Source organism: Pedobacter sp. KH_004 (assembly GCF_057840755.1).
In genome coordinates, this window is the sequence record NZ_CM174519.1 from 674,095 (window position 1) to 697,422 (window position 23,328).

Genomic DNA, 23,328 nt, shown 5'->3' on the forward strand with positions numbered 1-23,328 from the left:
AAATGGATAGTCCGGTTCAAATTCCTTTTAAAAGTTTTATTCAGCTCGATTCGAAAAGCGCAACAGCTATTTATTTACAAATCGTTTTTGAGTTTATTAAAGCTATACAGCTCGGATTTCTTCCGGAGGGAACGAAATTGCCTGGCAGCAGGATTTTGTGTAAAATATTGGGTGTTAATAGAAATACGCTCATCAAAGCTTTCGATGATTTAGAATCGCAAGGGTTTATAAAAATTTCGGCGAGTAAGGGCACCTTTATACTATCGAGTCAGAAGCAGGTTGTTAAGAAAGATGGGATTCGTTCTTTGCAAAATGAGCTACCGGTCCCTGTCCATTTTGAATTTAAGAAATCAAATATTCTTGATAATCCAGTTGAGGGGAGTGACTTGTCCCTTCAATTTAATGATGGTTTGCCCGACGCCAGGCTTGTGCACACAGATGTACTGGCCCGGTTGTATGTTTCAAAATTAAAGAGAAACAGAAATAAAGGGGTTTGGGAACAACTGCAAACACAAGCGCATCTGAATTTTAAAGCGCAGTTTTGCAATTACCTAAACCTAACCCGAGGATTAAAAATAGCACCATTAAATCTCCTCACCACCACAAATCATGAAATAAGCCTATTTCTTATACTGAAATTGTTGATAAATGCTGGCGATAAGGTTGTTGTTGCTTCACCAGGCTATTACTTTTCCAATATGAGTATTTTAGATAGCGGAGCTCAAATTATTTCCGTTTCAATAGATGAGGAGGGGATTAATGTGATCAATCTTCGTGAAATATGCAAAGCACATCAAATACGAGTACTTTACCTCACCTCCGTAAATCTCTATCCTACAACAATTTCTTTAAGCGCAAAGCGAAGGATAGAAATATTGGAGCTGGCTAAAGAATACGGTTTTATCATCATTGAAGATGATTACGATTTCGAATTTCATTTTGATAACAATACTGTGCTTCCGTTAGCCGCCATTGATACTTATAAAAGTGTGGTTTATATTGGCTCGTTTGCAAAGTCTCTTCCGGCAGGTTTTGGTTATGGATTTGTGTCGGCACCGCCAGATTTCATCGCTGAATTAGAAAAACATCAACGCATATTAGCATCCGGTGTTGACGTGATAAAAGAACAGGTACTTACCGAATGGATTGAAGAAGGAGAAGTTCATCGCCTGGCGAAGAAAAATAAAAAAATATACAAGGAGCGGAGGGATTATTTTGTTGAGCTGCTTCATCTTAAACTGGAAGGATTGATCAATTTTCAGGTTCCTAACCAAGGCTTGGCGGTTTGGATAGAATGGCTGCCCAGTTTTAGTTTAATAAAGTTCCAAAAAAAATGCCTGGATAACGGATTGTTTCTGCCTAAAACAACGTTGTATCAAAATAAAAATTTAATTGCTACCCGCCTGGGATTTGGCAGTTTGAATGAACAAGAGATGGAAAATGCTGTGGAAATTTTGCAAAAATCTATTGCTGAAGTATTGATAGATATTAGATAATATTTTATAATTCATCGATAGTATTGTACAGTTAAAATTTAGGAGTCCTCTCTAAATTTGTGGTTAGATAAAATTTATTAGAGAATATCAATCTCATTTGTAAAAAAAGTGATGCGAATATTCCAGATCAAATTCATAACCGTATTTTTGACGTTTATGACATTTTATTGAACTTTTTACAACTAACCAATATAAATCCATGAGCAAAAATTTACATAACAATCCTTTGTTTAAGACACTCGGTATTCTCGGTGTAATAGGAGGAATGGTTGCGCTACCTATTCTGTCTTTTGCGGTAGCATCGCCAAAACCATTGGTATCCATCTCAAAAAGTAAACTAACTAAAGTGGTTCCGGTAAGAGGAACCGTTGTGGATGCTAAAGGCGGACCACTACCTGGCGTAGTGGTAAAAGTTAAGGGAGGCGGTGCCGCGGTTGCTACCGATGCAGACGGAAGGTTTACGCTAAACCTCGAGTCCGGAAATGAAACCTTGGTTTTAAGTTTGGTAGGCTTTAAGTCGACTGAATTTCCGGTAAATGGAAAGACAGAGGTTAAAATCGTGATGAGCGAGGATATCGCTAATCTCGAGGATGTTGTAGTAGTGGGTTACGGTACAGTTAAGAAGAAAGATTTAACAGGTGCAGTATCCAGCATTAAAAGTGAAGATATTACGATTAGTCCAGTTAGCAATGCAGTAGAGGCTATGCAGGGAAGGATTGCAGGTCTGGATATCCAGCGTACAAGTGGAAGTGCCGGTTCTACACCTACTATTTTATTGAGGGGTAACCGCTCAATTGCACAGGTAGCTGGGGCCTTGCCCGGGGCATCGTCTGATCCCCTTTATGTTATCGATGGGATTATAGGGAACATTAATAGTTTAAATCCTAACGATATTGAAACGATTGACGTGTTGAAGGATGCATCCTCTACCGCTATTTATGGTGTGGCAGGAGCAAACGGCGTGATCATTATTACGACAAAAAAAGCAAAAGCGGGGAAAGTTCAGGTTGACATTGACAGTTATTATGGTGTAAATGGTTTTGCAAAATATCCAGAGCCATTAACCGGCGACGCCTATGTACAGTATGTTAGAGATCGATATTTTGCCGGCAATGGGCGGTTTCCTAATAATCTTGCAGATGCGGGTATTCCTGCCGCAGGGATAACGGCCATTAACGAAGGCCAGTGGGTAAATTGGGTTGATGAAACGCTGCAAACAGGTTCACAACAAAATCACCACATTTCAGTGAGGGGTGGAAGTGAGAAAACACAGGCTTATCTGTCATTGGGCTACATTGGCGAAAAAGGGATTTACAAAGGCGATCAGTCTACCATTTTAAATGCCCGTTCGGGGGTTGATGTTGCTTTTTCGAAGTTTTTCAAAGCCGGCGTACAAGTTACAGCCAATCTTCGTAACGGCGATCAAACCAATAGCAGAATTAATAAAGCTTTCGGGATTTATCCTTTAGGTACAGCATACACCGCCGATGGAAGTGTAAACTTATTCCCGTTAACAAACGTTTCATTGGTAAGTCCGATAGCTAATTATGCACCAGGCGTTTTTGTTAACAATAACAAAAATCTTTTCTTACAGCTTAACCCATATGTAGAATTTAAACCGACAGAGAATTTAACCATTCGTTCCAATCTTGGGGTAACACTTTCTTCTGACCGGAGGGGTACGTTTGCAAATGAAAACTCTTACAATTTAGCGTCAGAAAATAGAAACGTTAAAGAAGCCAGTTATGCAACAAACCTGAATTACGGCTACCTTTGGGAGAATATCGTTACTTATAATTACGCGATCAATAAGGATCATCAGTTCACCTTCACAGGCATTACATCTATGGCCGATAACAGAACTGAAACCTCTACGCTATCTGGAAACGGACTTGATTTTGATGAATATCTCTACTATAATTTAGGTGCGGCAACTACCATAACAGGTAGAGGTACCGGCTACCGTCAAAGTAATCGCCTTTCCTTTGCCGGAAGGATCAATTACAATTTCAAAGGAAAATATTTGTTGCAGTTATCAAATCGTTGGGATGGTGTTTCCCAGTTGATTGATAAATGGTCTTCATTTCCTTCGGCTTCTGTCGCCTGGAGAATTAGCGATGAGAAATTTATGGAATCTACCAAAGACTGGTTAAGCAATTTAAAGCTAAGAGCAGGTTATGGAGTAGCGGGAAATCCAAGCATTCAACCCTATCAAAACAGCACTTTGGTAGCTGCAAGAACTAACGATTATAACCTATCACTTGGTGGATCATCAGCACTTCCTATCTATGTATTAAATAGGGCATTAGGGAGTCCGAACCTTACTTGGGAGCGCTCTTATAATTTCAATCTGGGTTTAGATTTTACATTATTTAACGGCCGCCTGGATGTGAGCAGCGAATGGTTCAAAACTAAATCAAAAGGCGTTTTGTTTGCTCAAAACATGCCGCCAACTGCTGGTGGTTATGATGCAAAAACGCAGTATTATGTTTTTGCAAACATAGGTGAAACTAAAAATGATGGCGTCGAACTAACGATCAACAGCAGAAACATCGATACCAAAAACTTTAAATGGAACAGTACCTTAACATTTACCAGGGCCACGGAAGAGTTAACAAAAATTGATTTAGGTACTTCTGGCTCGGTAAGTAATTTAATTACCAACCGCTTATTTGTTGGCGATGCTTTGCCACAAAGCATTCTTTATGGTTACAAAAAAATTGGTATCTGGCAGCTGGGAGAAGAAACGGAAGCTGCAAAGTATGGCGCCCGCCCGGGTGATATTAAACTGCAAACCGTTCCCCGCTTAGATGCTAATGGGGTATCGGATAATGGTGTTCACCCATACTCTGCAAACGATAGAATGATTGTTGGAAGAAACATTCCCGATTTTAATATTGGTTTCCAGAATACGTTTGCCTACAAGGGCTTCGATTTAACGGTATTTATGGTAATGCGTTACGGACAAATGATTGACGCACAATTGTTGGGTTATTATAACAGCATCACACAACCAGCATTTTATAACTATTGGACACCGACTAACCCAACCAACGATTATCCTCAACCAACCATTGGTGGTACAACCAATAATATCAATACACTTTATCAATCAGCTTTATCTTATGTAGATGGTTCATACTTCAAGGTTAAAAACATCACCTTAGGATATGCCTTGCCTGATAAATTTATTAAGAAAGTTGGTTTGAGCAGATTGAGAGTTTACGGAACGGCTTATAACACTCTGATTTTTGCAAAGAGCGCCTTGCTTAAAAACATAGATCCCGAAACGGGAGGAAATGATAGTTTTCCTTTGTATAAACAAATTGTTTTTGGCTTAAACGCTTCATTTTAATTTTAAAATTTTCAATAATGAAAAATCTACATAAAATTTCGTTGGGAGCAGTTTTGTTAATTGCACTTACCAGTACATCTTGCAAAAAATATATTGAAGAATATAATCCAGGGGGTACCACACTCGAAACAGCGTACACAAATAAACCTGGTTATGAAGGTCTGGTTAACTCGTGCTACACAGACATGTACTATTTCTATGGAAAGGTTGATTTTATAGGTCCATCCGAAATGGGTACTGATCTCTGGGTTAATTATGGGGCAAACGATAGTGGTTTTTTACTCTACGACAATAACTTGAATACACAAACCGGAACCCTAAGAACAATTTGGGGAGGCTTATATTCTACCATTAACTTATGTAACACCGCAATTGATTATAGTACTAAAGTAAGTGGTTATTCAAGTCCGGCAGAGCTAAATGCCAAGGTGGCTGAAGCTCATTTTATGCGGGCATGGGCTTATTTTAATCTTGTTGAACAGTTTGGTGGGGTGGCTATGCCAACCACTTCCTCTGCTTTGAGTGGTATAGATTTGACACCTAAAAGAACTGATGAAAAAGCTTTTTACGATTTAATTATCTCGGATTTAAAGGTTGCTACAGAAAACCTGCCCGTTACGCAAAGTTTGCGAGGACGCGTATCTAAAAAAGCAGCTTATGCTATGCTTGCCAAAGTTTATTTACAGCGTACCCGCCTGGGTGAAAAGGAACAATATGCAAAGCTGGCGTTAGAAACTGCAGAAGAGCTAATTAATAACCCTGCAAAATATAACTGTGCATTGTATACCAGTGATGCCAATCGCTCTGGCTTCGCAAAAGCTTTTGATAACAAAAATAATAAAGCCAATACTGAGTTTTTGTTTATAGAAGCCATAGATGCTACATCTGGACTCAATCCGGAAGGATATAACAGAGGAAGAACACGACAATATTACTTGCCAGATTTAGGCGGGCGTGGTGCCGAATGGGGAACTATTGAGACCACTGTTTTGTATGGTCGTTCCAACTCAAAACAATATAAACCAACCAAATATTTGCTCACCAATATTTTCGACCCAAGGGAAAATACGCCAGATACCAGATTTGCGAATACTTTCACTTACAAGTTTTATGCGAGTGTAGATAAGGTAATTACACAGCAAATGATCACCAGTTATCAAAAAGATCAGTCGATTTTGGGTAAAACTATTTTGAGTACGAGAGCGGCTTATAGTGGTCCAGATTATTTTCTTCCTTCGGGGAATACTTTTGAAGAAGAGAAAAATATGACCAACGATGCAGGCCTTGCTGTTTTTACTCCCAATTGGACGATTGCAAGTGACGTTAAAAAGAAGATTCCAGCTTTGGTAGTGGATCCTTCTGATCTTTTTGATCCAGCAACCAATAACTATAAACTCCCAGCTGCCTACCCTAATGAACCAAGCTTGATTAATATTTTTCCGGCCTTGAAAAAATTCTCAGGAAAATATTTTGCTTATACCAACCAATATTGGATGGGAGATTTCCCAATTATTCGTTTAAGTGAAGTTTATTTAATTGCTGCAGAGGCCGCTATATTAGCAAATAACGATGTTTTGAAAGCGTCTAACTATGTAAATGTAATTCGTAAACGTGCTGCGGTTACTGGGCGTGAAAGCGAAATGCTGGCTACACCGGCAGAAATGAATGTGGCTTACATTTTAAAAGAACGCGGCAGAGAGTTGGCAGGTGAGCATACCCGTTGGATTGATTTGAAAAGAACCGGAAACTTATCAACTGCTTACTTTCAGCAAACCAACCCTATTATTCCCCCTAACTTCGATCCGAAAAAACATACGGTTAGGCCGATTCCACAATACTTTTTAGATGCCATTACTAATGCTGCCGAATTCGGTAACAATGGTTACTAACCAACAAAGTAAATTCAACAGGTTAAGGCCGTCTCAAATTTTGAGGCGGCTTTTTTTGTGTATTTCCATCTTGATTTTTTTTAGTCGATCGATAGCCCAACGTAAACTAACATTTAATTTAAAAATGGTAAATGGAATTTTAGTTGATAAAGCACTAGGCTCAAAAAAATTATAGGTTACTGCTATTAAATATGATTAGGTGAAAGTCTGGGCTTAAAAAAGCTAGGACTTTCCATTATCACTTTTGGTAAAAAAGGATATTGAAAAAGATTAATTTAAGCAGGAAGCGAGATAAAAATGGTGGTTCCTTGCTCCAGTATCGAGTCAACTTTAATGCTGCCCTGCAGTTTGGCTACCAGGCTACTTACTGCATCTAGCCCAAAGCCATTGCCTTTTCGGTTGAAGCGATCATTACCTTGGGCCGTGAAGCCTTCTCGGAAGATATTTTGCAGGTTCTCCGGTGAAATTCCTCTGCCATTATCTTTCACAGACAATACATATTGATCATCTTCTAAACAACAAGAAACCTGGATTTGTGGCTTATTTTTATCGTTATAGCGAATGGCATTGCTTAATAAATTGAGCATAATTTGTTCCATCGCAATTTTAGAAGTTTTGATGCTTACTCTTTCAGGCATGGTAATCTCGAAATCTTGAGGCACATTCAACATCGGAATTAAGTTCTCCAAAAGATAACGAAAATCAACATCTTCTTGCCTAGCTAACAAGGTTGATGGTGCTTTCGAATAATCAAGCATGTCATCAACATAGGTCACCAAATTCCTGGCAGAGCGCAAGGCAATTTGAATTAGTCTCACTGCTTTTTCATCGCCCTGTGTATCGAATTTCTTCCTTAAAGATTCTGCAGATAAAATAATGCTGGATAAGGGATTCTTAATGTCGTGAGCTACCCGCTGTGCAAACTTTTCTATAAAAAGATTCGCTTCACTTAAAGCGGCGTTGGCAAGCTCCAACTCTTTAACCTTCCTTCTTAATTCTAACTGGTGCTGCGCCTGTTTGGCAAGAATTTTTAGTGCAGCAATCTGACTATCAGTTAATCCTTTTTCCTGATGATCGATCACGCACAAGGTTCCCAAAGCAAAACCCTCGGGGTTAATTAGTGGTACGCCAGCATAAAAAATAATTTCCGGATGTCCGGTAACCAAAGGATTTTGCGCAAAGCGGGCATCCGTCAATGCATTATTAACGATCATGATATCGCCATTGCCAGCAATAGAATGAGAACAAAAAGCAACTTCTCTCGAAGTTTGAGTGAGTTCTGTTCCGAAGTTTGATTTAAACCACTGCGTCTTGTCATCCAAAATGGTAACCAAAGCAATTGGCGTTTGACAAATTTCGGCTGCCAGCTTTGTCAAATCATCGAAATCTTGTTCCTGACCACTTCCTAAAATATTATAAGATCCTAGAGCATTTAATCTCTCAGGCTCGTTGTTTGGTAAAGGATAAACGGTCATATATTGCTTTATAATTTTCAGCGCCTAAAGGTAAACTAAATAAAGCAGCATTTGTTTGACTTGCTACTAATTTGACTTACAAGATATAGTGACCATGTATTGCTGATCCATTTCGATTGAAGGTGTTGAACAGATTTTTCAATCTTTTCACGATTTTCCATTTAATAATCCGGAGATGATTAGGAGTTAGTAGAATTTCAAATCCTTCAGCATTGATCAATCATCAGCTTTATCCTCGCATTCAGCCTGTTTATTTTACGTATTGTTTTATAAATACCTGGGGATTATAAAAGCGATCATTTAGTTGTGTATTATTAAACGTAAGCCAGCTTGCGCACCCGTAATCATCAAACTTTTTGCGTATTTCTAAATGAAGATGATGGTAGTCGCCACCATACTTTTTGCTTTCGTCTTTTGTAAATAATCGAGCTAATTTGGTTTTTTCATCTACCTGTTGCCCGTTGCTCACATAAACTTCTTTTAAGTGTTTATAGCTGGTAAACATGGTTTTTCCGTCTTTCAAAGTATGTCTAACCACCACCGTTTTTTGGTTTTCGCCTAAATGAACGGAACAAACTACGCCATTGGCCATGGCATAAACCGGAATTAATTTTGTTGTAGGTTTTACCGGATTAATATCAATAGCAGTATGAATATGACCTTTGTAATAACTATCCCGATGATCGCCGAAAATGCTAATGATCTTGATGTTGCTAATCTTTTTACGATCATTTACATCAAACGGTAGAAACCAGTTTTCAGCATTTTTTTGAGGTTTGATATCGGAGTAATAAGGCTTCCATCTTTCTCTGTCTTTTTCTATAGTTGGTGTTTCGGACATTGAAAACGTGAAAAGGAAGAAAAGTAATAACTTCATGTGCTTTATAATTTTATAACAAGATAATATTAAACGGCTAAATATATGCGTATGATAAGTGATTTCACTTATTTGCGCTCTTTTTAAGCTCAATCACGGTGATCTCCGGCCAGATTCCAATTCTGCCCGAAAAACCTAAAAAGCCAAAGCCCCTGTTCACATTTAAATATCGTCCGTTTTCAAATTTTATGCCTCCCCAATGTTTATAACGATATTTAACCGGGCTCCATTTAATGCCAAACGCTTCAATACCGAATTGCATCCCGTGAGTATGGCCAGCCAATGCCAGCTGAATTTTTGATGGATTATTTTTCACCTGTGCGTCCCAGTGCGATGGATCATGAGAAAGCAACACCTTAAAATCGTCCACATTTGTGCCAGCTAAAGCCTTAGCTAAATCGCCACGTTCCCCAAATCCAAGCCCCCAGTTTTCGATCCCTGCAAGAATAATTTTCTCCCCATTTTTGGTTAACTCTACATGTTCATCTAATAGTAGTTTAAATCCAAGTTCGGCATGATAGCTTTTTAATTGCTGTAAATTTTTAATCTTATCCGCTTCTGATGGCCATTTGATATAGTCTCCATAATCATGATTGCCCAACACGGAAAATTGGCCGAATGGCGCTTTTATTTGCGAAAAATGGCCAATATAGGGTGCGATTTCCGAAGCAGCATTATTTACTAAATCGCCGGTGAAAACAAACAGGTCACTTTTTTGCGCATTAATCAAGTCGATACCTTTTTGTACTTGCTTTGGTTTAGTAAAGCTTCCCGCATGAATGTCGGAAATTTGCGTAATGGTGAATCCATCAAAACTGTCCGGTAAATCATCGAAATAAAGACTGTGTTTGATCACCCTGTAGGCATATTTGCCTCTCGTAATCCCAAAAACGAACAATAGAACGGTAAGGCAGAACATCACAAAGGCAAAATCTACCCAATAAATGCTTCGCCCCAACACCTGAAATCCATCTGGTTGAAAGTTTGAGGATATCGAAAGAACCAACCTAAATAAATCTCCAATGAGTAGAAAAAAAGCAAAAACTACTTCCGCGGTAAACACGATTAAAAATGCATGCGTAATGATTTGGAAAAATTTACCCATTCCATTTGTCCGCATTTGCGTAATCGCGAAAAACAGGGCAACTGCTAATCCAATAATGAATACCCAAAAAAATGGAGCAAGTAAGGAAGATTGATTCAGCGTGCCAAAACCTGAAAGCACATAAGAATTAAGCGCAAAAAATAGAACAACTATGGCAAGTATGGGTAAGAAATTAATCTTTCGTTTCATAAAAAAAATGAAGTATGGATGTAAAAATAGATTTTAAACGTGGAGTTAGCTACTTAAGTTTCAAATTGGAACTATTTTTACGGTTGTTTGATTAAATGCGTTCTTCAATTTTGGTCCACTTGATCATGACCATGCGGAGATCATCTAAAGTGAAAGGTTTTGCTAAGAAATCTTTCATCCCAGCCGCTAAGCATTTTTCAATATCCTCTTGCATGGCATTGGCACTACAGCCAATAATTATTGGTGGGACAATATTATTTTCATCATAATATTTTAATATTTCTTTAGATGCAGAAACTCCATCCATATTTGGCATTTGCATGTCCATCAAAATGATATTAAAATGCGTTTCTTTTACCATTTTGACAGCTTCCAAACCATCGTTTGCGATAATGTGTTTATAGCCAGATTTTTCGAGCATTTTCGAGGTAATAACCTGGTTGAAGACATTATCCTCAGCTATCAAAATATTCATTCCAGCAATGGGAACCATGTTTGTGATTTTGACTGTTCTCTTTTTATGTTTGGCTGGTGGAACTTCCTGATAGGAATTTGTCGGTATTTCAAAGGTAAAGGCCGAACCGGCACCTATTTCACTACTAACCCAAATTTTTCCACCCATCATTTCGGCTAGTTTCCTACAGATTAAAAGTCCTAAACCTGCACCGCCAAACTGCCGGGTTGCAGAGGGATTTATTTGCGAAAATGGAAGAAAGAGCTTAGTCATCCCATCCTTGTCAATACCAATTCCGGTATCTTTAATTACAGTAATGAGCTGTTTTAAGCCATTTTGTTCTGCATATTTCAAACTCAGTTTAACGTAGCCATGTTCGGTAAATTTTGCAGCATTACTCAATAGGTTGATAACGATTTGCTTATATTTAATTTCATCAGCAATCAATAATTCAGGTACTTTGCAGTCGATTTCGATACTAAACTCCAAATCTTTTTTAATAAAAAGGGACGGATGATGTTTTCAACGTTTATAATACAGTTTCTAATATCGAATGGCAGATTGTGAATATCCATCTTATTAGCTTCAATTTTTGAGATGTCAAGCAGGTCGTTAACGATATCGATCATGATGCTGTTACTCGCTTGCAAGGTGTTGAGTAACTCGCTCTGTTCGTGATTAAGATTGGTGAGTTTCAAAAGTTCTGAAGCTCCGGTAATACCATTTAGCGGAGTTCTGATCTTGTGGCTCATATTGGCCAGGAAACTTGATTTGGCAACTGTGGCAGCCTCTGCATTTTCTTTGGCAATAATTAATTCCTTCTGTGAGTTTTCTAGCCTGAGCTTACTTTTTACCATCAGAAAGCGATCATAATCTGCGACTTTTTTATAGATCGTGAGCATCACAATCATCATGACAGATATGTCTATAAAAGCCAGAATGATATCCATATTCCTGGCATCATCACTTGGATATGGAATGAGCAGGTGAGGGAAAAAAGTTTCTAACACCACGCATAGTGCAGTGATGATAAAAAAGAAGACAACAAATATCAATCTATATCGCAACGAAAGAGATAGCATCGCAATACTCAAATAGAATACGAAAAACAATGGGGTAGAGCCCTTTATTCCTTCGTTTAAAAACCAGGCTGGAGCGATAGATGCAATATTGTAAATAAAATACCAAAATCGTCCAGCCTCGCTAACTTGATCTTTTATGGCGTAATAAAAAAAGCTAAATGGACGAAGGACCCTAAAAAAATATATAAATTAAGAAACCAAACCAGACCAAGGAAAAAGTTTGCGGCGATATTGATCAGCGAGATCGAAAATAAACAAAGACATAAAACAGCAAACAGTTTCTATTATGTGCTAATTTTATGCTGGCTAACATCTAAGGTTTTGATAACTTTAAGCACTAACGCAATTTAATTTCTAAAGATATAATTATTTACATCATCTTTTAAATATATGGCAATGAGTGATGCTCACTGAACTCATATTTGCATATTTCATAATTGTACTTAATTTATTAGCTTTGTAGGATATATGCTATCAAAAAAGACTAAATACGCCATTAAAGCACTTGTTGCGCTTGGCAAAAATGTAGAAAAACCACCTATGCAAATCTCAAAGATTGCTGAGGAGGAGCATATTCCTAAAAAGTTCTTAGAACAAATTCTGTTAGATTTGCGTAACGCCGGCTTCTTATACAGTAAGAAGGGTGCTGGTGGTGGCTACAGTTTAAATAAAAAGCCTGAAGAAATTCTTTTGGTACAGGTAATGCGTGTTACTGATGGCCCAATTGCTATGGTCCCTTGTGCCAGCTTAAATTTTTACCACAAATGTGATGAATGCGTTGACGAAAAAACCTGTGGTATTCGAAGTGCATTTATCGATGTAAGAGATGCTACACTTAAGGTGCTCAGTGAAACCAGCATTGCTGATGTAATTGGTAGGGAAGATACGTTGAAGTTGGGTATCGATAGTATTTAAACCGTTACGTTTCGTATATTTTTTGTCGTTATTAGTTAGGTATCACTAAGATTTCTTCGCTCGTCGTCTTCCTGCCAAGGCAAGAAATCACGGTTGTAATTGCTTATTGTGTATTTTGTTTGTTCGCCATTGCGAGGAACGAAGCAATCCTATAACGTTTGCTGTTCATATCATCACATTGTTAAAACACCTCACAGTGTAGACGATTTTTTCTTCAATCAACTCTTATTTTTCTCGGCGTGATTTGCAGCTAACTGTACTTCTATTATTCACAACAAAAACTTTTTGAAGAAAAATTACTACTATTCCTATATACTTTATATATTTGGAAGATGAACTTCAATTTTATATCTATCCAAATTTGTAAAATGTCGATGCACTATTGTTGTAAAACGCAGTAGGGGAAGGTATTTGGATAATTTATAGGTATAAAATATTTGATGCTTCTCAATTATAAGAGAGGCATTTTTTGAATAAAGCTAACAACACAATATGCAAAGTTTCAGAACAGAACTCGAAAATCCGATTGTCGAGCAGGACATTATCGATTTAGAGAACAAGATTAAAGCTTTTCGAGATGGAACCATTCACGATGAGAAATTTAGAAGTTTACGTTTAGCCCGTGGTGTTTACGGACAAAGACAGCCTGGTGTACAAATGATCAGGATTAAACTCCCGTTTGGAAAGGTAACTTTTAAGCAGTTGTTGCGTATTGCGGATATCGCCGATGAATATGGGAGTGGCAATTTACACTTGACCACCCGTCAGGATATTCAATTGCATTATGTGAGTTTGGATAGAACGCCGGAACTTTGGGCAAAGCTCGAGCAAGATGACATTACGCTTCGTGAGGCTTGCGGAAATACCGTTCGTAACGTAACGGCTTCACCAAATGCTGGCATTGATATAGACGAACCCTTTGATGTTTCGCCTTATGCGCATGCAGTTTTCAAGTATTTTTTGCGTAACCCAATTTGTCAGGAGATGGGCAGAAAGATTAAAATTTCTTTCTCTTCCAGCGATAAGGATACGGCTTTTAGTTATATTCATGATTTAGGTTTTATCCCAAAAATTAACGAAAATGGCGAACTTGGTTTTAAGGTGCTGTTTGCTGGTGGCCTTGGTGCACAACCATTTTTAGCTAGTCCCATTCATGAGTTTTTGCACGAAGACCAGCTTATTCCGTTTGCAGAATCGGTTTTGCGTGTTTTTGATCGTTACGGGGAACGCACAAATAGAAATAAAGCCCGTTTAAAATATTTAGTTCAGAAGTTGGGCTTAGAAGAAGTGCTACGTCTTGTAGCTGAAGAGCGAATCGCGAACAAAGTAAAAACTTTTAAAATTGATAGAGATGTCGTTCAACAACCAGCGTTACCATTAGAACAAGAATATCCGGCGGTTGAAATTCTTAACGAAACGCATTATAAACACTGGTCTGCAACTAATGTTGTTCGTCAAAAGCAAGATGGTTTTTATGCTGTTTATGTGAAAGTGCAGGTTGGCGATATCAAGACTGATAAAGCCCGTGCTTTTGTTGATGCCATTAAGCCTTATGTCGCTGATGAAATTCGCATCACTCAAAATCAGGGTTTGCTTCTGAAATTTGTTCGCGAAGATGCCTTGCCATCATTATATTCAGCATTAAATAAAATTGGTTTCACAACAGCTGGTTTTGATAGTCTGGCGGATATTACCACTTGCCCAGGCACCGACACCTGTAATTTGGGTATCTCTAATTCCATGACTTTAGCAGAGGTTTTGGAAGACGTGATTTACACCGATTTTCCTGAATTTATTTACGAGAAAAACATCAATATCAAGATCAGCGGCTGTATGAACTCTTGCGGACAGCATGGTTTAGCAGAAATTGGTTTCCACGGTAGTTCGGTAAAAGCCGAGGGGAAAGTAGTTCCAGCGGTACAGGTAATGCTCGGCGGTGGAACAGTTGGTAATGGTATTGGCCGTGTGGCAGAACGTGTGATTAAAGTGCCATCGAAAAGAGCGACCAGCGTTTTGCATTTCATTTTGAATGATTTTAAAGCAAATAACGAAGAGAACGAAAACTTCCACCAATATTATGATAGAAAAGGAAAAGACCATTTCTATCAACTTTTAAAACCATTGGCAGATTTAACCAATCTTCAGCAAGAAGAATTTGTGGATTGGGGCCACGTAGAACAATTTGTAACTGCCATCGGTGTTGGCGAATGTGCTGGCGTAGTGATTGATTTAGTAGCCACTCTACTTTTAGAGGCTGATGAAAAATTTGCTTGGGCAAAGCAAAATTTAGAAAAAGGCGCTTACGCTGACGCGATCTATCATACTTACAGCACTTTCGTAAGCGCAGCAAAATCGCTGCTTTTAGATAAGGGCGTAAACAGTAGCACGCAGGTTGGCGTAATCAGAGAGTTCGATAATCACTATGTGGAAACCGGTGAATTTAATTTATCGACCAACTTTTCAGATTTGGTTTTACAAATCAATAAAAATGAGCCGACAGCAGCGTTTGCCGAGAAATACTTCAATGAAGCTGATGCTTTTTTAAACCAGATTAAGGAAAAAAGAGCAGTAGCAGTAAAGTAAGGAATGAGAGAATGATTGAATGAGAGAATGATTGTATGCAAGTAGCAAAATCGCTTGTAAAACATTCACTAAATCACTCATTCAAAAATCAATAATTTAAACGATATGAATAATCAACATAAAGAATCAAAAATTACGCTTTTAGGCGCTGGTCCGGGCGATCCGGATTTGTTAACCTTAAAAGGAGTTAAAGCTTTGCAGGCTGCAGATGTTGTTTTATACGATGCTTTAACGAATGAAGCCTTACTAGAACATGCACCAGCTGATGCGATTAAAGTATACGTGGGGAAACGTTCTGGAGAGCATTCGTATCCGCAGGAAACCATCAATAAACTGATGATTGATTACGCCTTAAATTACGGCCATGTAGTTCGACTAAAAGGCGGCGACCCTTTCGTTTTCGGCAGAGGTTACGAGGAATTGGATTACGCAGCCTCTTACAGCATTCCTGTAGATGTTATTCCTGGCATCTCGAGTTCGATCGGGGTTCCGGGTTTGCAGCAAATTCCGGTTACACACCGCGGATTGAGCGAAAGTTTTTGGGTAATTACAGGAACAACTACCTCTGGAGAGGTTTCGAACGATATCTATCAGGCAGCAGAATCAAATGCGACAGTTTTGGTATTAATGGGCTTGAAAAAGCTAGCTAAAATTGTAGAAATTTTCAAAGCAGCAGGCAGGCAACACTTGCCGGCAGCGGTGGTTCAAAACGGATCATCTGAAGATGAAAAACTAGTTGTTGGAAGAGTAGAAACCATCGAAAGCTTAGTGCAACAGGAAAATATTAAGGCGCCTGCACTTTTAATTTTTGGTGAGGTAGTTTCTTTACATCCTTCATTTAAAAATTTAGTAAAACAATATGCAAGTATTGCCTAACCAACCTGATAATGCGTTGCCTTTTCCTGATGAGGAAAAAGGTAATCAGCTTTTTCCAGTTTTTATTAAACTGAATAAGCTACGTACATTATTAATTGGTGCGGGCAATATTGGACTCGAGAAATTAACAGCAATTGTAAATAACAGTCGCCAGGCTAAAATTACCATTGTAGCCGAAATTGTTTCTGCTGAGGTTTATGCGCTTATCGCGGATTATCCACAAATCAAAGTGAAACAAAAAAGCTTTGATGTTTCTGATTTGGAAAATATCGACATCGTTTTCGCGGCAACAAACAACAATATTTTAAACGAAGAAATTAGGATAGTAACACACGAGAAAGGCTTGCTTATTAATGTAGCTGATAAACCTGAGTTATGTGATTTTTATCTGGGTTCAATCGTTCAGAAAGGCGATTTAAAGATTGCGATTTCTACAAACGGCAAATCACCAACGATTGCCAAACGGTTAAAGCAAATATTGAACGAGGGAATTCCGGCAGAGCTGGATGAAACTTTACAAAATATGAGTGCTTTGCGGCAAACACTTAACGGCGATTTTTCGTCGAAAGTGAAGAAGCTGAATAAGGTTACACAGAGTTTAATCAATCCACGAAAAAGCTTTGCAGAGCGCAATATTAAGTGGCTGATTTGGACTGCTGCAATTTTATTAATTGGTTCTATCGGGTTAACGCTATGGAATACCGAACCAGAATTTCAGACTTTCCTGCTGAATATTGATCCATTATTTTATTGGTTCTTAGGCGCAGGCTTTGTATTCGCTTTAATTGATGGTGCCATTGGGATGTCTTATGGGGTCACCACGGCTTCATTTTCTTTGGCCATGGGTTTACCGCCGGCATCAGCCAGTATGGCCATTCATATTTCTGAGGTGATGAGTAATGGAATTGCCGGATGGATGCACTACCGCATGGGAAATGTAAACTGGAAATTGTTCAAAATACTCATCATTCCCGCGGTGATTGGTGCAGTTTTAGGCGCATACATTTTATCATCATTAGAGCATTACAGTGCTTATGTGAAACCTGTAGTTGCCGTTTATACCTTATTTTTAGGCGGTATAATTTTGATGAAGGCATTCAATATTAAAAGAAAAAAAGCCGATCAAAAGATAAAAAAGATTGGATTTTTAGGTTTTGTGGGTGGTTTTATCGATGCTGCTTTTGGTGGCGGATGGGGCTCTATAGTGCTTTCAAGTCTTATTGCCGGTGGCCGTCATCCCTTATTTTCATTAGGAACGGTAAAAATCAGCAGATTTTTTATTGCAACCTTAAGTTCTTTAACTTTTTTTACGATGTTAGGGGGCAAACACTGGGAAGCCGTTTTAGGATTGATTATTGGCAGCGCAATCGCATCGCCAATAGCGGCAAGAGTCTCAAACAAAATTTCTGCGAAAACGATCATGGTAGCGGTTGGTATCATCGTAATGATAGTAAGTTTGCGTAGTGTGATCTTGTTTATTTTAAAATTAATTTAGTGATGGGAGTAGAGCAATTAAAGGCGGAACTTACAGGCTTAAGTACAATTGAGAAATTGCGGTATTTGGCCAATAAATATGCAGATCGAATTATTTTTTCAACCAGTTTTGGTTGGGAAGACCAAGCCATAACGCATTTAATTTTTGCCAATGATATTCCTATAAAAGTGTTCACACTAGAAACGGGTCGCCTATTTCCAGAAACCTATTATGTTTGGAACCGTACTTTAGAAGTTTATAACAAACCCATTCACGCTTATTATCCTAAAAATGAATTGTTGCAGGATATGGTAAATACAAAAGGTCCAAACAGTTTTTACGAATCGGTAGAGAATAGAAAAGAATGCTGTTATATCCGTAAAATTGAACCACTGAAAAGAGCGTTAACAGGAAACGAAATTTGGGTGACCGGGATTAGGGCTGAGCAGAGCGCTAACCGTGAAGATATGCACGATTTAGAATGGGATGAAGGCAATCAATTGATCAAATTCCACCCCATTTTCGACTGGACTTTGGAAGATGTAAAAACTTTTATTAAAGAAAATAATATCGTTTACAATACTCTACACGATAAAGGTTTTCCAAGCATTGGCTGTGCCCCTTGTACAAGAGCAGTACAACCTGGTGAAGATTTTAGAGCCGGAAGATGGTGGTGGGAAGACCAAAGTAAAAAGGAATGTGGCTTGCATGCTACGGAAGCTGTGGGGGTTGAGGGTAAAAAGGTTGAGGGTGATTAAGACGATTGCAAAAAAACCTTACCCTATGAAAGAAACTGCTCGTAAGCACTTCAGCACATCCCTCTCCTTGAGGGGAGGGAGTTAACGGACGAGGGTAAATCGTGATGGTTTAACGAAAGGACTTTGTTCCGTCTCTTCAAGGAGAGGAAAGGCACAAAATAAGCCAAAGCCCCAACATTGATAGGGTGAGGTTATAGAAACAGAAATGTATGGAACTATATAATTCAACTTTAAAACATTCCAACTTTCAAACATTATAACAACAACAAAAGAATATAACATTTGAAAAGAGATTAGGATGTAGAACATAACAGTCACTCATTCTCTTATTCAAAATTCAAACATTTATAAATGAGTACATATAATTTTGATTACTTAGATGAACTAGAGGCCGAGGCGATTCACATCTTACGTGAAGTTGCAGGGCAATTTGAGAAACCGGCATTATTATTTTCCGGCGGTAAAGACTCGATTACTTTGGTTCGCTTGGCAGAAAAGGCTTTTCGCCCTGGAAAATTTCCTTTCCCTTTAGTGCACATTGATACGGGACATAACTTTCAGGAAACGATCGACTATCGTGATCAGATGATTGAAAGGATTGGTGAAAGGTTAATTGTTGGTTCTGTTCAGGAATCAATCGACCAGGGAAAAGTAGTAGAACAAAAAGGTAAAAATGCCAGCAGAAATGCTTTGCAAACCGTAACCTTGTTAGATACGATTGCAAAATATGAATTTGATGCCTGCATTGGCGGGGCTCGGAGAGATGAGGAAAAAGCCAGGGCCAAAGAACGTATCTTTTCTGTTCGCGATGAGTTCGGTCAATGGGACCCAAAACGCCAACGCCCTGAACTATGGAATATTTACAATGGTAAAATCCACAAGGGGGAAAATGTGCGTGTATTCCCAATCAGTAACTGGACCGAACTTGATGTTTGGAACTACATTCGAAGAGAAAACATCGAATTGCCAAGCATTTATTTTTCCCATGAGCGTGAAGTGATCACCAGAAACGGGCAGTTAATGGCCGCTTCTCCGTTTTTAAATATGGATGACGAAGATATCGTTTTTCGTAAACAAGTACGTTTCCGTACCGTTGGCGATATGTCTTGCACCGCTGCTGTCGAGTCTGAAGCCATTTTGATCGATGATATTATCACTGAAATCAGTGCTTCAAAAATCTCCGAACGTGGAGCCCGTATGGATGATAAAGTTTCGGAAGCCGCAATGGAGGATAGGAAAAAAGGAGGGTATTTTTAGGGAGTACTTAGTAGTTAGTATCAAGTATCAAGACTGGATGCCAACTAAAAACTAAACTTTTGACGATCCATTATGACTGGAGAAATGGCATTAGGTGATTTGTCTTGAGACTTGATACCAATATCTTGATACTAGGTATGGAATTGATATACTGAAATTCGTCTTGATACTAGATACTAATATCTTAATACTAAAAACATGAACATATTAAAATTTTTCACAGCAGGCAGTGTAGATGATGGTAAAAGTACCCTAATCGGCCGTTTGTTATACGATACAGATTCTATTTTAGCTGATCAGTTGGAGGCCTTACAAAGCTCTAACCGTAAAAACGACGATGGAACAATAGATTTAGCCATTTTAACTGATGGTTTAAGGGCAGAACGTGAACAGGGAATTACCATTGATGTAGCTTACAAATATTTTCAAACTGATAAACGCAAATTTATCATCGCTGATACGCCTGGCCATATTCAATACACCAGAAACATGGTTACCGGTGCTTCAACAGCTAATCTCGCCATCATTTTAATTGATGCCAGAAATGGCGTTGTTGAACAAACCATCCGCCATTCTTACCTGGTTTCTTTATTGGGTATCAAACACATTGTAGTTTGTATAAACAAAATGGATATGGTTGATTATAGTGAAGATGTTTACAATTCTATCATCGATAAATACAAAGTATTAGCACAGCAACTAAAGTTAATTGATGTGAATTACATTCCGGTTAGTGCGCTGAAAGGGGATAACATCGTTCAGAATTCTGAACGGATGGATTGGTACGAAGGCGAAAGTTTGCTGAATTTTTTGGAAAAAGTTGATACCGATAGCCTGGAGAAATCTACTTTAGCTCGTATGCCTGTGCAATGGGTTATTCGCCCGCAAACGGAAGCGCTTCACGACTACCGCGGTTACGCCGGGCGTGTGCTGAGCGGAACTTTTAATCTAAATGATAAAGTTACAGTTTTACCTTCGGGTGCCAGTTCTATTGTTGAGAAGATTGAATTCTTCGATCAAACCCCAGATGCGGCACACGCCGGTCAGTCGGTTATTATTCACTTAAAAGATGATGTAGATATTAGTCGTGGAGATACCATTGTGAATGCGTCAGCTTTGCCACAAGAATCGAAATTAATTGAGGCCGACCTATGCTGGATGGATGGACGGGCCCTAGATACATCAATCACGTATTTAATTCAGCATAACAGCAAAGTAACGAAGTGTAAAATCAGCGAAATTTTGCATAAGGTAGATATCAACACGCTAGAAAAACATTCCGCAGAAGAGTTTAAATTAAATGATATCGGTCGGGTAATCGTTAAAACAGCTGATGCTTTGGCTTTCGATTTATATGATGATAACCGAGCAAATGGTTCCGCTATTTTGGTAGATAGCAGAACGAATTTAACAGTTGGCGCTTTAATGTTTAGAGCGGCTGTTGAGTAAGTGCAATGGAAATGGGGATGTTTTTGGCAAAACTATGGAGAACCATAACCAAATATCATAATGGAAACTCTTAATAAGAGGAAAGCAATTTCAGCGGGGCATCGGAAACGATAGCCCCGTTTTTCGTTCCAATTTTTTTGTAAGCTTTTGTCGTGCTGAGGTGAGAAGCTGCTACTTCATAGGTTGCAGATGCTTCGTGCCTCAGCATGACAGCTTTATTTAAGGTTGCTGCTACAAAAAAGATTTTCACTTCAACCGGGTTTATTTCCGTTTGGTCGAATCCCGATTTAGAAGTTTATCCTCAGAGCATCATCAAAATTTTTAAATTTTTTTATCTTCGCTTATCCCTCAAACAAACATTCACAAGAAACTAAGGACTAAATTATGCATGCCGGAAAAAAGTTATACCTTTTTCGAATTTATTTTATGGACTCGTAGAGATCTGTATCGCTTAACGATTCTTGCTGTAATTCCAACAATTCTTTATCACTTTTGTGACTTTACCTTTCTTTCTATTTCGTGGGTTCCGGTTGCGCTTTTGGGTACAGCTGTATCATTTATTATTGGTTTTAAAAATAACGCCAGTTTTTCGAGATTATGGGAAGCACGACAAATTTATGGCGGCATTATTAATATCAGCAGGGCATTCGGTGTAATGATCCGCGATTTTTTAGCATCAAAAGATAAAAGTACTGAAGTTAAAGTGATTTTTTACCGCCACTTTGCCTGGCTAACAGCATTGCGTTTTCAACTTAGAGAACCACGGGCATGGGAAAATATGGATGATCCCCGCAATGTTGAATACTCCAGAAATTACCATATAGCAGAAAAAATAGACAAGCTTGAAGAAGTTTTAGCTAAATATCTTTCAGCTGATGAATTAAGTTACGTTTTAACAAAGAAAAATAAGGCGACACAATTGATGGCACTACAATCAAACCACATTAATAGGTTATTTGCAAGTGGAAATATATCCGATCTTCAAGTACAATCTTTGCAAAACGCAATCAGTATTTTTTACGATAATCAAGGCAAAGCTGAAAGAATTAAAAACTTTCCCTACCCGAGGCATTTCTCGTCCATTGCAACCAATATGCTTAATCTTTTTGTGTTTTTGGTTCCTTATGGTTTGCTTAACGACTTTAATAAACTGGGTAATGGTACCTTGATTGAAGGTTATTCAATTTGGTTAAATATTCCTTTTGCCATTTTACTAACCTGGGTTTTTAATTCTTTAGATGTAGTAGGAGAAAGCTCTTCTAATCCGTTTGAAGGTAATGCAAACGATGTTCCGATCACGAATATCTCCAGAACAATCGAAATTGATATGCGGGATATGCTTGACGAAACCGACCTGCCGCCCGCTATTACGCCGGAACATAATATTTTGATGTAGAATGAAAGTTTCAACGATCCTTATTGCAGTTGGTTGGCTCTGTTTACTTCAACCAACTTTGTTGTGTGCACAAAAGATGTATTATATTGACGAAAATCAAAAAAGCGTTAGTATCAGTGAATTTAATAAATCTGTTTTAAAGAATAAAGTGGGATGGGGATATGATAAAACTGATACAGCAACATTTGTTAGATTATCATTGAGCTATGCGCAGGGTAAATTACCAATAAGCTATGTAAGCCAGATAAGAAAACTTCTTGAAACTTATTCCACATCAGAAATTGACACTAATAGTCTCTTAATCGTATCTTACTATACAGGTATCGAACATAAAATTAGAAAAGGATATCTGTTAATGACAAAAGATGATCACCACCTTAAGGCACACGATCAGTTTTTGAAAAAGCTCGGAAATATTCGCTACTTCAATATTTACGACAAAAAGCTGCATCCAGACAGTGTTTATAAGGCTTTTTATAATAATTTTAGAGACAGTGATGGTTTTTTTGCAAAATTTTTTGTTCTTAAGTATCCTTTAATAAGTGATATCATCATTAGGCCTGATGGAAGGTATCTGATCGCTTATGGAATTACAATAAATGAAATCAATAGGTATAAAATAATAAAGGAAATGTTAAAATCGAACTACATTGGGGTCAAATAAAGTTGAATGTTTTTGTGGAAATAGCAAAAACATT

The 23,328-nt window shown here is 38.2% G+C and carries 18 protein-coding genes; 12 read left to right on the forward strand and 6 right to left on the reverse strand.

The window, feature by feature from the left end:
• The first annotated feature begins 2 nt into the window (after positions 1 to 2).
• The 3 genes from AC3ITD_RS03140 (at position 3) to AC3ITD_RS03150 (ending at position 6,740) form a co-directional block, all read left to right on the forward strand.
• A complete protein-coding gene (locus AC3ITD_RS03140) occupies positions 3 to 1,496 on the forward strand; it encodes an aminotransferase-like domain-containing protein (RefSeq protein ID WP_489363922.1) in 1,494 nt (497 codons plus the stop codon).
• A gap of 199 nt (positions 1,497 to 1,695) precedes the next feature.
• Positions 1,696 to 4,851 (forward strand): SusC/RagA family TonB-linked outer membrane protein, encoded by a 3,156-nt coding sequence (locus AC3ITD_RS03145; protein ID WP_489363924.1) that lies wholly within the window; start codon positions 1,696 to 1,698, stop codon positions 4,849 to 4,851.
• 17 nt (positions 4,852 to 4,868) lie between these two features.
• A complete protein-coding gene (locus tag AC3ITD_RS03150) occupies positions 4,869 to 6,740 on the forward strand; it encodes a RagB/SusD family nutrient uptake outer membrane protein (protein WP_489363926.1) in 1,872 nt (623 codons plus the stop codon).
• 275 nt (positions 6,741 to 7,015) lie between these two features.
• Here the strand turns inward: AC3ITD_RS03150 and AC3ITD_RS03155 are convergent, their stop codons facing one another.
• From AC3ITD_RS03155 to AC3ITD_RS03175, 5 genes are all read right to left on the reverse strand, one after another.
• Positions 7,016 to 8,215, reverse strand: coding sequence for a GAF domain-containing sensor histidine kinase (locus AC3ITD_RS03155; protein WP_489363928.1), 1,200 nt, complete (start codon positions 8,213 to 8,215; stop codon positions 7,016 to 7,018).
• 250 nt (positions 8,216 to 8,465) lie between these two features.
• Positions 8,466 to 9,092, reverse strand: coding sequence for a M23 family metallopeptidase (locus AC3ITD_RS03160; RefSeq protein WP_489363930.1), 627 nt, complete (start codon positions 9,090 to 9,092; stop codon positions 8,466 to 8,468).
• A gap of 64 nt (positions 9,093 to 9,156) precedes the next feature.
• Positions 9,157 to 10,386 (reverse strand): metallophosphoesterase, encoded by a 1,230-nt coding sequence (locus AC3ITD_RS03165; RefSeq protein ID WP_489363932.1) that lies wholly within the window; start codon positions 10,384 to 10,386, stop codon positions 9,157 to 9,159.
• A 91-nt stretch (positions 10,387 to 10,477) separates the two neighbouring features.
• On the reverse strand, positions 10,478 to 11,329 hold the full coding sequence (locus AC3ITD_RS03170) for an ATP-binding protein (protein WP_489363934.1): 852 nt from the start codon (positions 11,327 to 11,329) through the stop codon (positions 10,478 to 10,480).
• Positions 11,284 to 11,952 (reverse strand): histidine kinase dimerization/phospho-acceptor domain-containing protein, encoded by a 669-nt coding sequence (locus AC3ITD_RS03175; protein ID WP_489363936.1) that lies wholly within the window; start codon positions 11,950 to 11,952, stop codon positions 11,284 to 11,286. The genes AC3ITD_RS03170 and AC3ITD_RS03175 overlap by 46 nt, the downstream gene beginning before the upstream one ends.
• A gap of 438 nt (positions 11,953 to 12,390) precedes the next feature.
• Here AC3ITD_RS03175 and AC3ITD_RS03180 point away from each other — a divergent pair, with 438 nt between their 5' ends.
• From AC3ITD_RS03180 to AC3ITD_RS03210, 7 genes are all read left to right on the forward strand, one after another.
• Positions 12,391 to 12,837, forward strand: a complete 447-nt coding sequence (locus AC3ITD_RS03180) for an RrF2 family transcriptional regulator (protein ID WP_056849678.1) — start codon at positions 12,391 to 12,393, stop codon at positions 12,835 to 12,837.
• Between the two features lie 492 nt (positions 12,838 to 13,329).
• Positions 13,330 to 15,420, forward strand: a complete 2,091-nt coding sequence (locus tag AC3ITD_RS03185) for a HEPN domain-containing protein (protein ID WP_489363939.1) — start codon at positions 13,330 to 13,332, stop codon at positions 15,418 to 15,420.
• A 105-nt stretch (positions 15,421 to 15,525) separates the two neighbouring features.
• Positions 15,526 to 16,296 (forward strand): uroporphyrinogen-III C-methyltransferase, encoded by a 771-nt coding sequence (gene cobA / locus AC3ITD_RS03190; RefSeq protein ID WP_489363941.1) that lies wholly within the window; start codon positions 15,526 to 15,528, stop codon positions 16,294 to 16,296.
• Positions 16,280 to 17,791, forward strand: coding sequence for a TSUP family transporter (locus AC3ITD_RS03195; RefSeq protein ID WP_489363943.1), 1,512 nt, complete (start codon positions 16,280 to 16,282; stop codon positions 17,789 to 17,791). Before cobA ends, AC3ITD_RS03195 begins: the two co-directional genes overlap by 17 nt.
• Before the next feature lie 2 nt (positions 17,792 to 17,793).
• Positions 17,794 to 18,528, forward strand: coding sequence for a phosphoadenylyl-sulfate reductase (locus AC3ITD_RS03200; protein WP_489363945.1), 735 nt, complete (start codon positions 17,794 to 17,796; stop codon positions 18,526 to 18,528).
• 351 nt (positions 18,529 to 18,879) lie between these two features.
• Positions 18,880 to 19,785, forward strand: a complete 906-nt coding sequence (cysD, locus tag AC3ITD_RS03205; RefSeq protein WP_056849683.1) for a sulfate adenylyltransferase subunit CysD — start codon at positions 18,880 to 18,882, stop codon at positions 19,783 to 19,785.
• Positions 19,786 to 19,983: 198 nt separating this feature from the next.
• The gene (locus AC3ITD_RS03210) at positions 19,984 to 21,234 is read left to right on the forward strand and encodes a sulfate adenylyltransferase subunit 1 (RefSeq protein WP_489363948.1); all 1,251 of its coding nucleotides are present in this window, start codon (positions 19,984 to 19,986) and stop codon (positions 21,232 to 21,234) included.
• A gap of 70 nt (positions 21,235 to 21,304) precedes the next feature.
• On the opposite strand, the gene AC3ITD_RS03215 is transcribed toward AC3ITD_RS03210, so the two are convergent.
• Entirely contained in the window at positions 21,305 to 21,442 is a 138-nt protein-coding gene (locus tag AC3ITD_RS03215) for a hypothetical protein (protein WP_489363950.1), read from the reverse strand.
• A gap of 180 nt (positions 21,443 to 21,622) precedes the next feature.
• On the opposite strand from AC3ITD_RS03215, the gene AC3ITD_RS03220 reads away from it, so the two are divergent.
• Together AC3ITD_RS03220 and AC3ITD_RS03225 are read left to right on the forward strand one after the other, a co-directional pair.
• Positions 21,623 to 22,630, forward strand: a complete 1,008-nt coding sequence (locus AC3ITD_RS03220; protein WP_489363952.1) for a bestrophin family protein — start codon at positions 21,623 to 21,625, stop codon at positions 22,628 to 22,630.
• A 1-nt stretch (position 22,631) separates the two neighbouring features.
• Positions 22,632 to 23,294, forward strand: a complete 663-nt coding sequence (locus AC3ITD_RS03225) for a hypothetical protein (protein WP_489363954.1) — start codon at positions 22,632 to 22,634, stop codon at positions 23,292 to 23,294.
• The last annotated feature ends 34 nt before the right edge of the window (positions 23,295 to 23,328 follow it).

Bases quoted from the DNA above. Each gene is read 5' to 3' on its own strand.
- AC3ITD_RS03140 (WP_489363922.1), top strand. From the start codon at position 3: ATGGATAGTCCGGTTCAAATTCCTTTTAAAAGTTTTATTCAGCTCGAT.
- AC3ITD_RS03200 (WP_489363945.1), top strand. From the start codon at position 17,794: ATGGGAGTAGAGCAATTAAAGGCGGAACTTACAGGCTTAAGTACAATT.
- AC3ITD_RS03150 (WP_489363926.1), top strand. From the start codon at position 4,869: ATGAAAAATCTACATAAAATTTCGTTGGGAGCAGTTTTGTTAATTGCA.
- AC3ITD_RS03155 (WP_489363928.1), bottom strand. From the start codon at position 8,215: ATGACCGTTTATCCTTTACCAAACAACGAGCCTGAGAGATTAAATGCT.
- AC3ITD_RS03145 (WP_489363924.1), top strand. From the start codon at position 1,696: ATGAGCAAAAATTTACATAACAATCCTTTGTTTAAGACACTCGGTATT.
- AC3ITD_RS03225 (WP_489363954.1), top strand. From the start codon at position 22,632: ATGAAAGTTTCAACGATCCTTATTGCAGTTGGTTGGCTCTGTTTACTT.
- AC3ITD_RS03210 (WP_489363948.1), top strand. From the start codon at position 19,984: ATGAACATATTAAAATTTTTCACAGCAGGCAGTGTAGATGATGGTAAA.
- AC3ITD_RS03165 (WP_489363932.1), bottom strand. From the start codon at position 10,386: ATGAAACGAAAGATTAATTTCTTACCCATACTTGCCATAGTTGTTCTA.
- AC3ITD_RS03185 (WP_489363939.1), top strand. From the start codon at position 13,330: ATGCAAAGTTTCAGAACAGAACTCGAAAATCCGATTGTCGAGCAGGAC.
- cobA (WP_489363941.1), top strand. From the start codon at position 15,526: ATGAATAATCAACATAAAGAATCAAAAATTACGCTTTTAGGCGCTGGT.
- AC3ITD_RS03220 (WP_489363952.1), top strand. From the start codon at position 21,623: ATGCCGGAAAAAAGTTATACCTTTTTCGAATTTATTTTATGGACTCGT.
- AC3ITD_RS03195 (WP_489363943.1), top strand. From the start codon at position 16,280: ATGCAAGTATTGCCTAACCAACCTGATAATGCGTTGCCTTTTCCTGAT.
- AC3ITD_RS03215 (WP_489363950.1), bottom strand. From the start codon at position 21,442: ATGCTGAGGCACGAAGCATCTGCAACCTATGAAGTAGCAGCTTCTCAC.
- cysD (WP_056849683.1), top strand. From the start codon at position 18,880: ATGAGTACATATAATTTTGATTACTTAGATGAACTAGAGGCCGAGGCG.
- AC3ITD_RS03160 (WP_489363930.1), bottom strand. From the start codon at position 9,092: ATGAAGTTATTACTTTTCTTCCTTTTCACGTTTTCAATGTCCGAAACA.
- AC3ITD_RS03180 (WP_056849678.1), top strand. From the start codon at position 12,391: ATGCTATCAAAAAAGACTAAATACGCCATTAAAGCACTTGTTGCGCTT.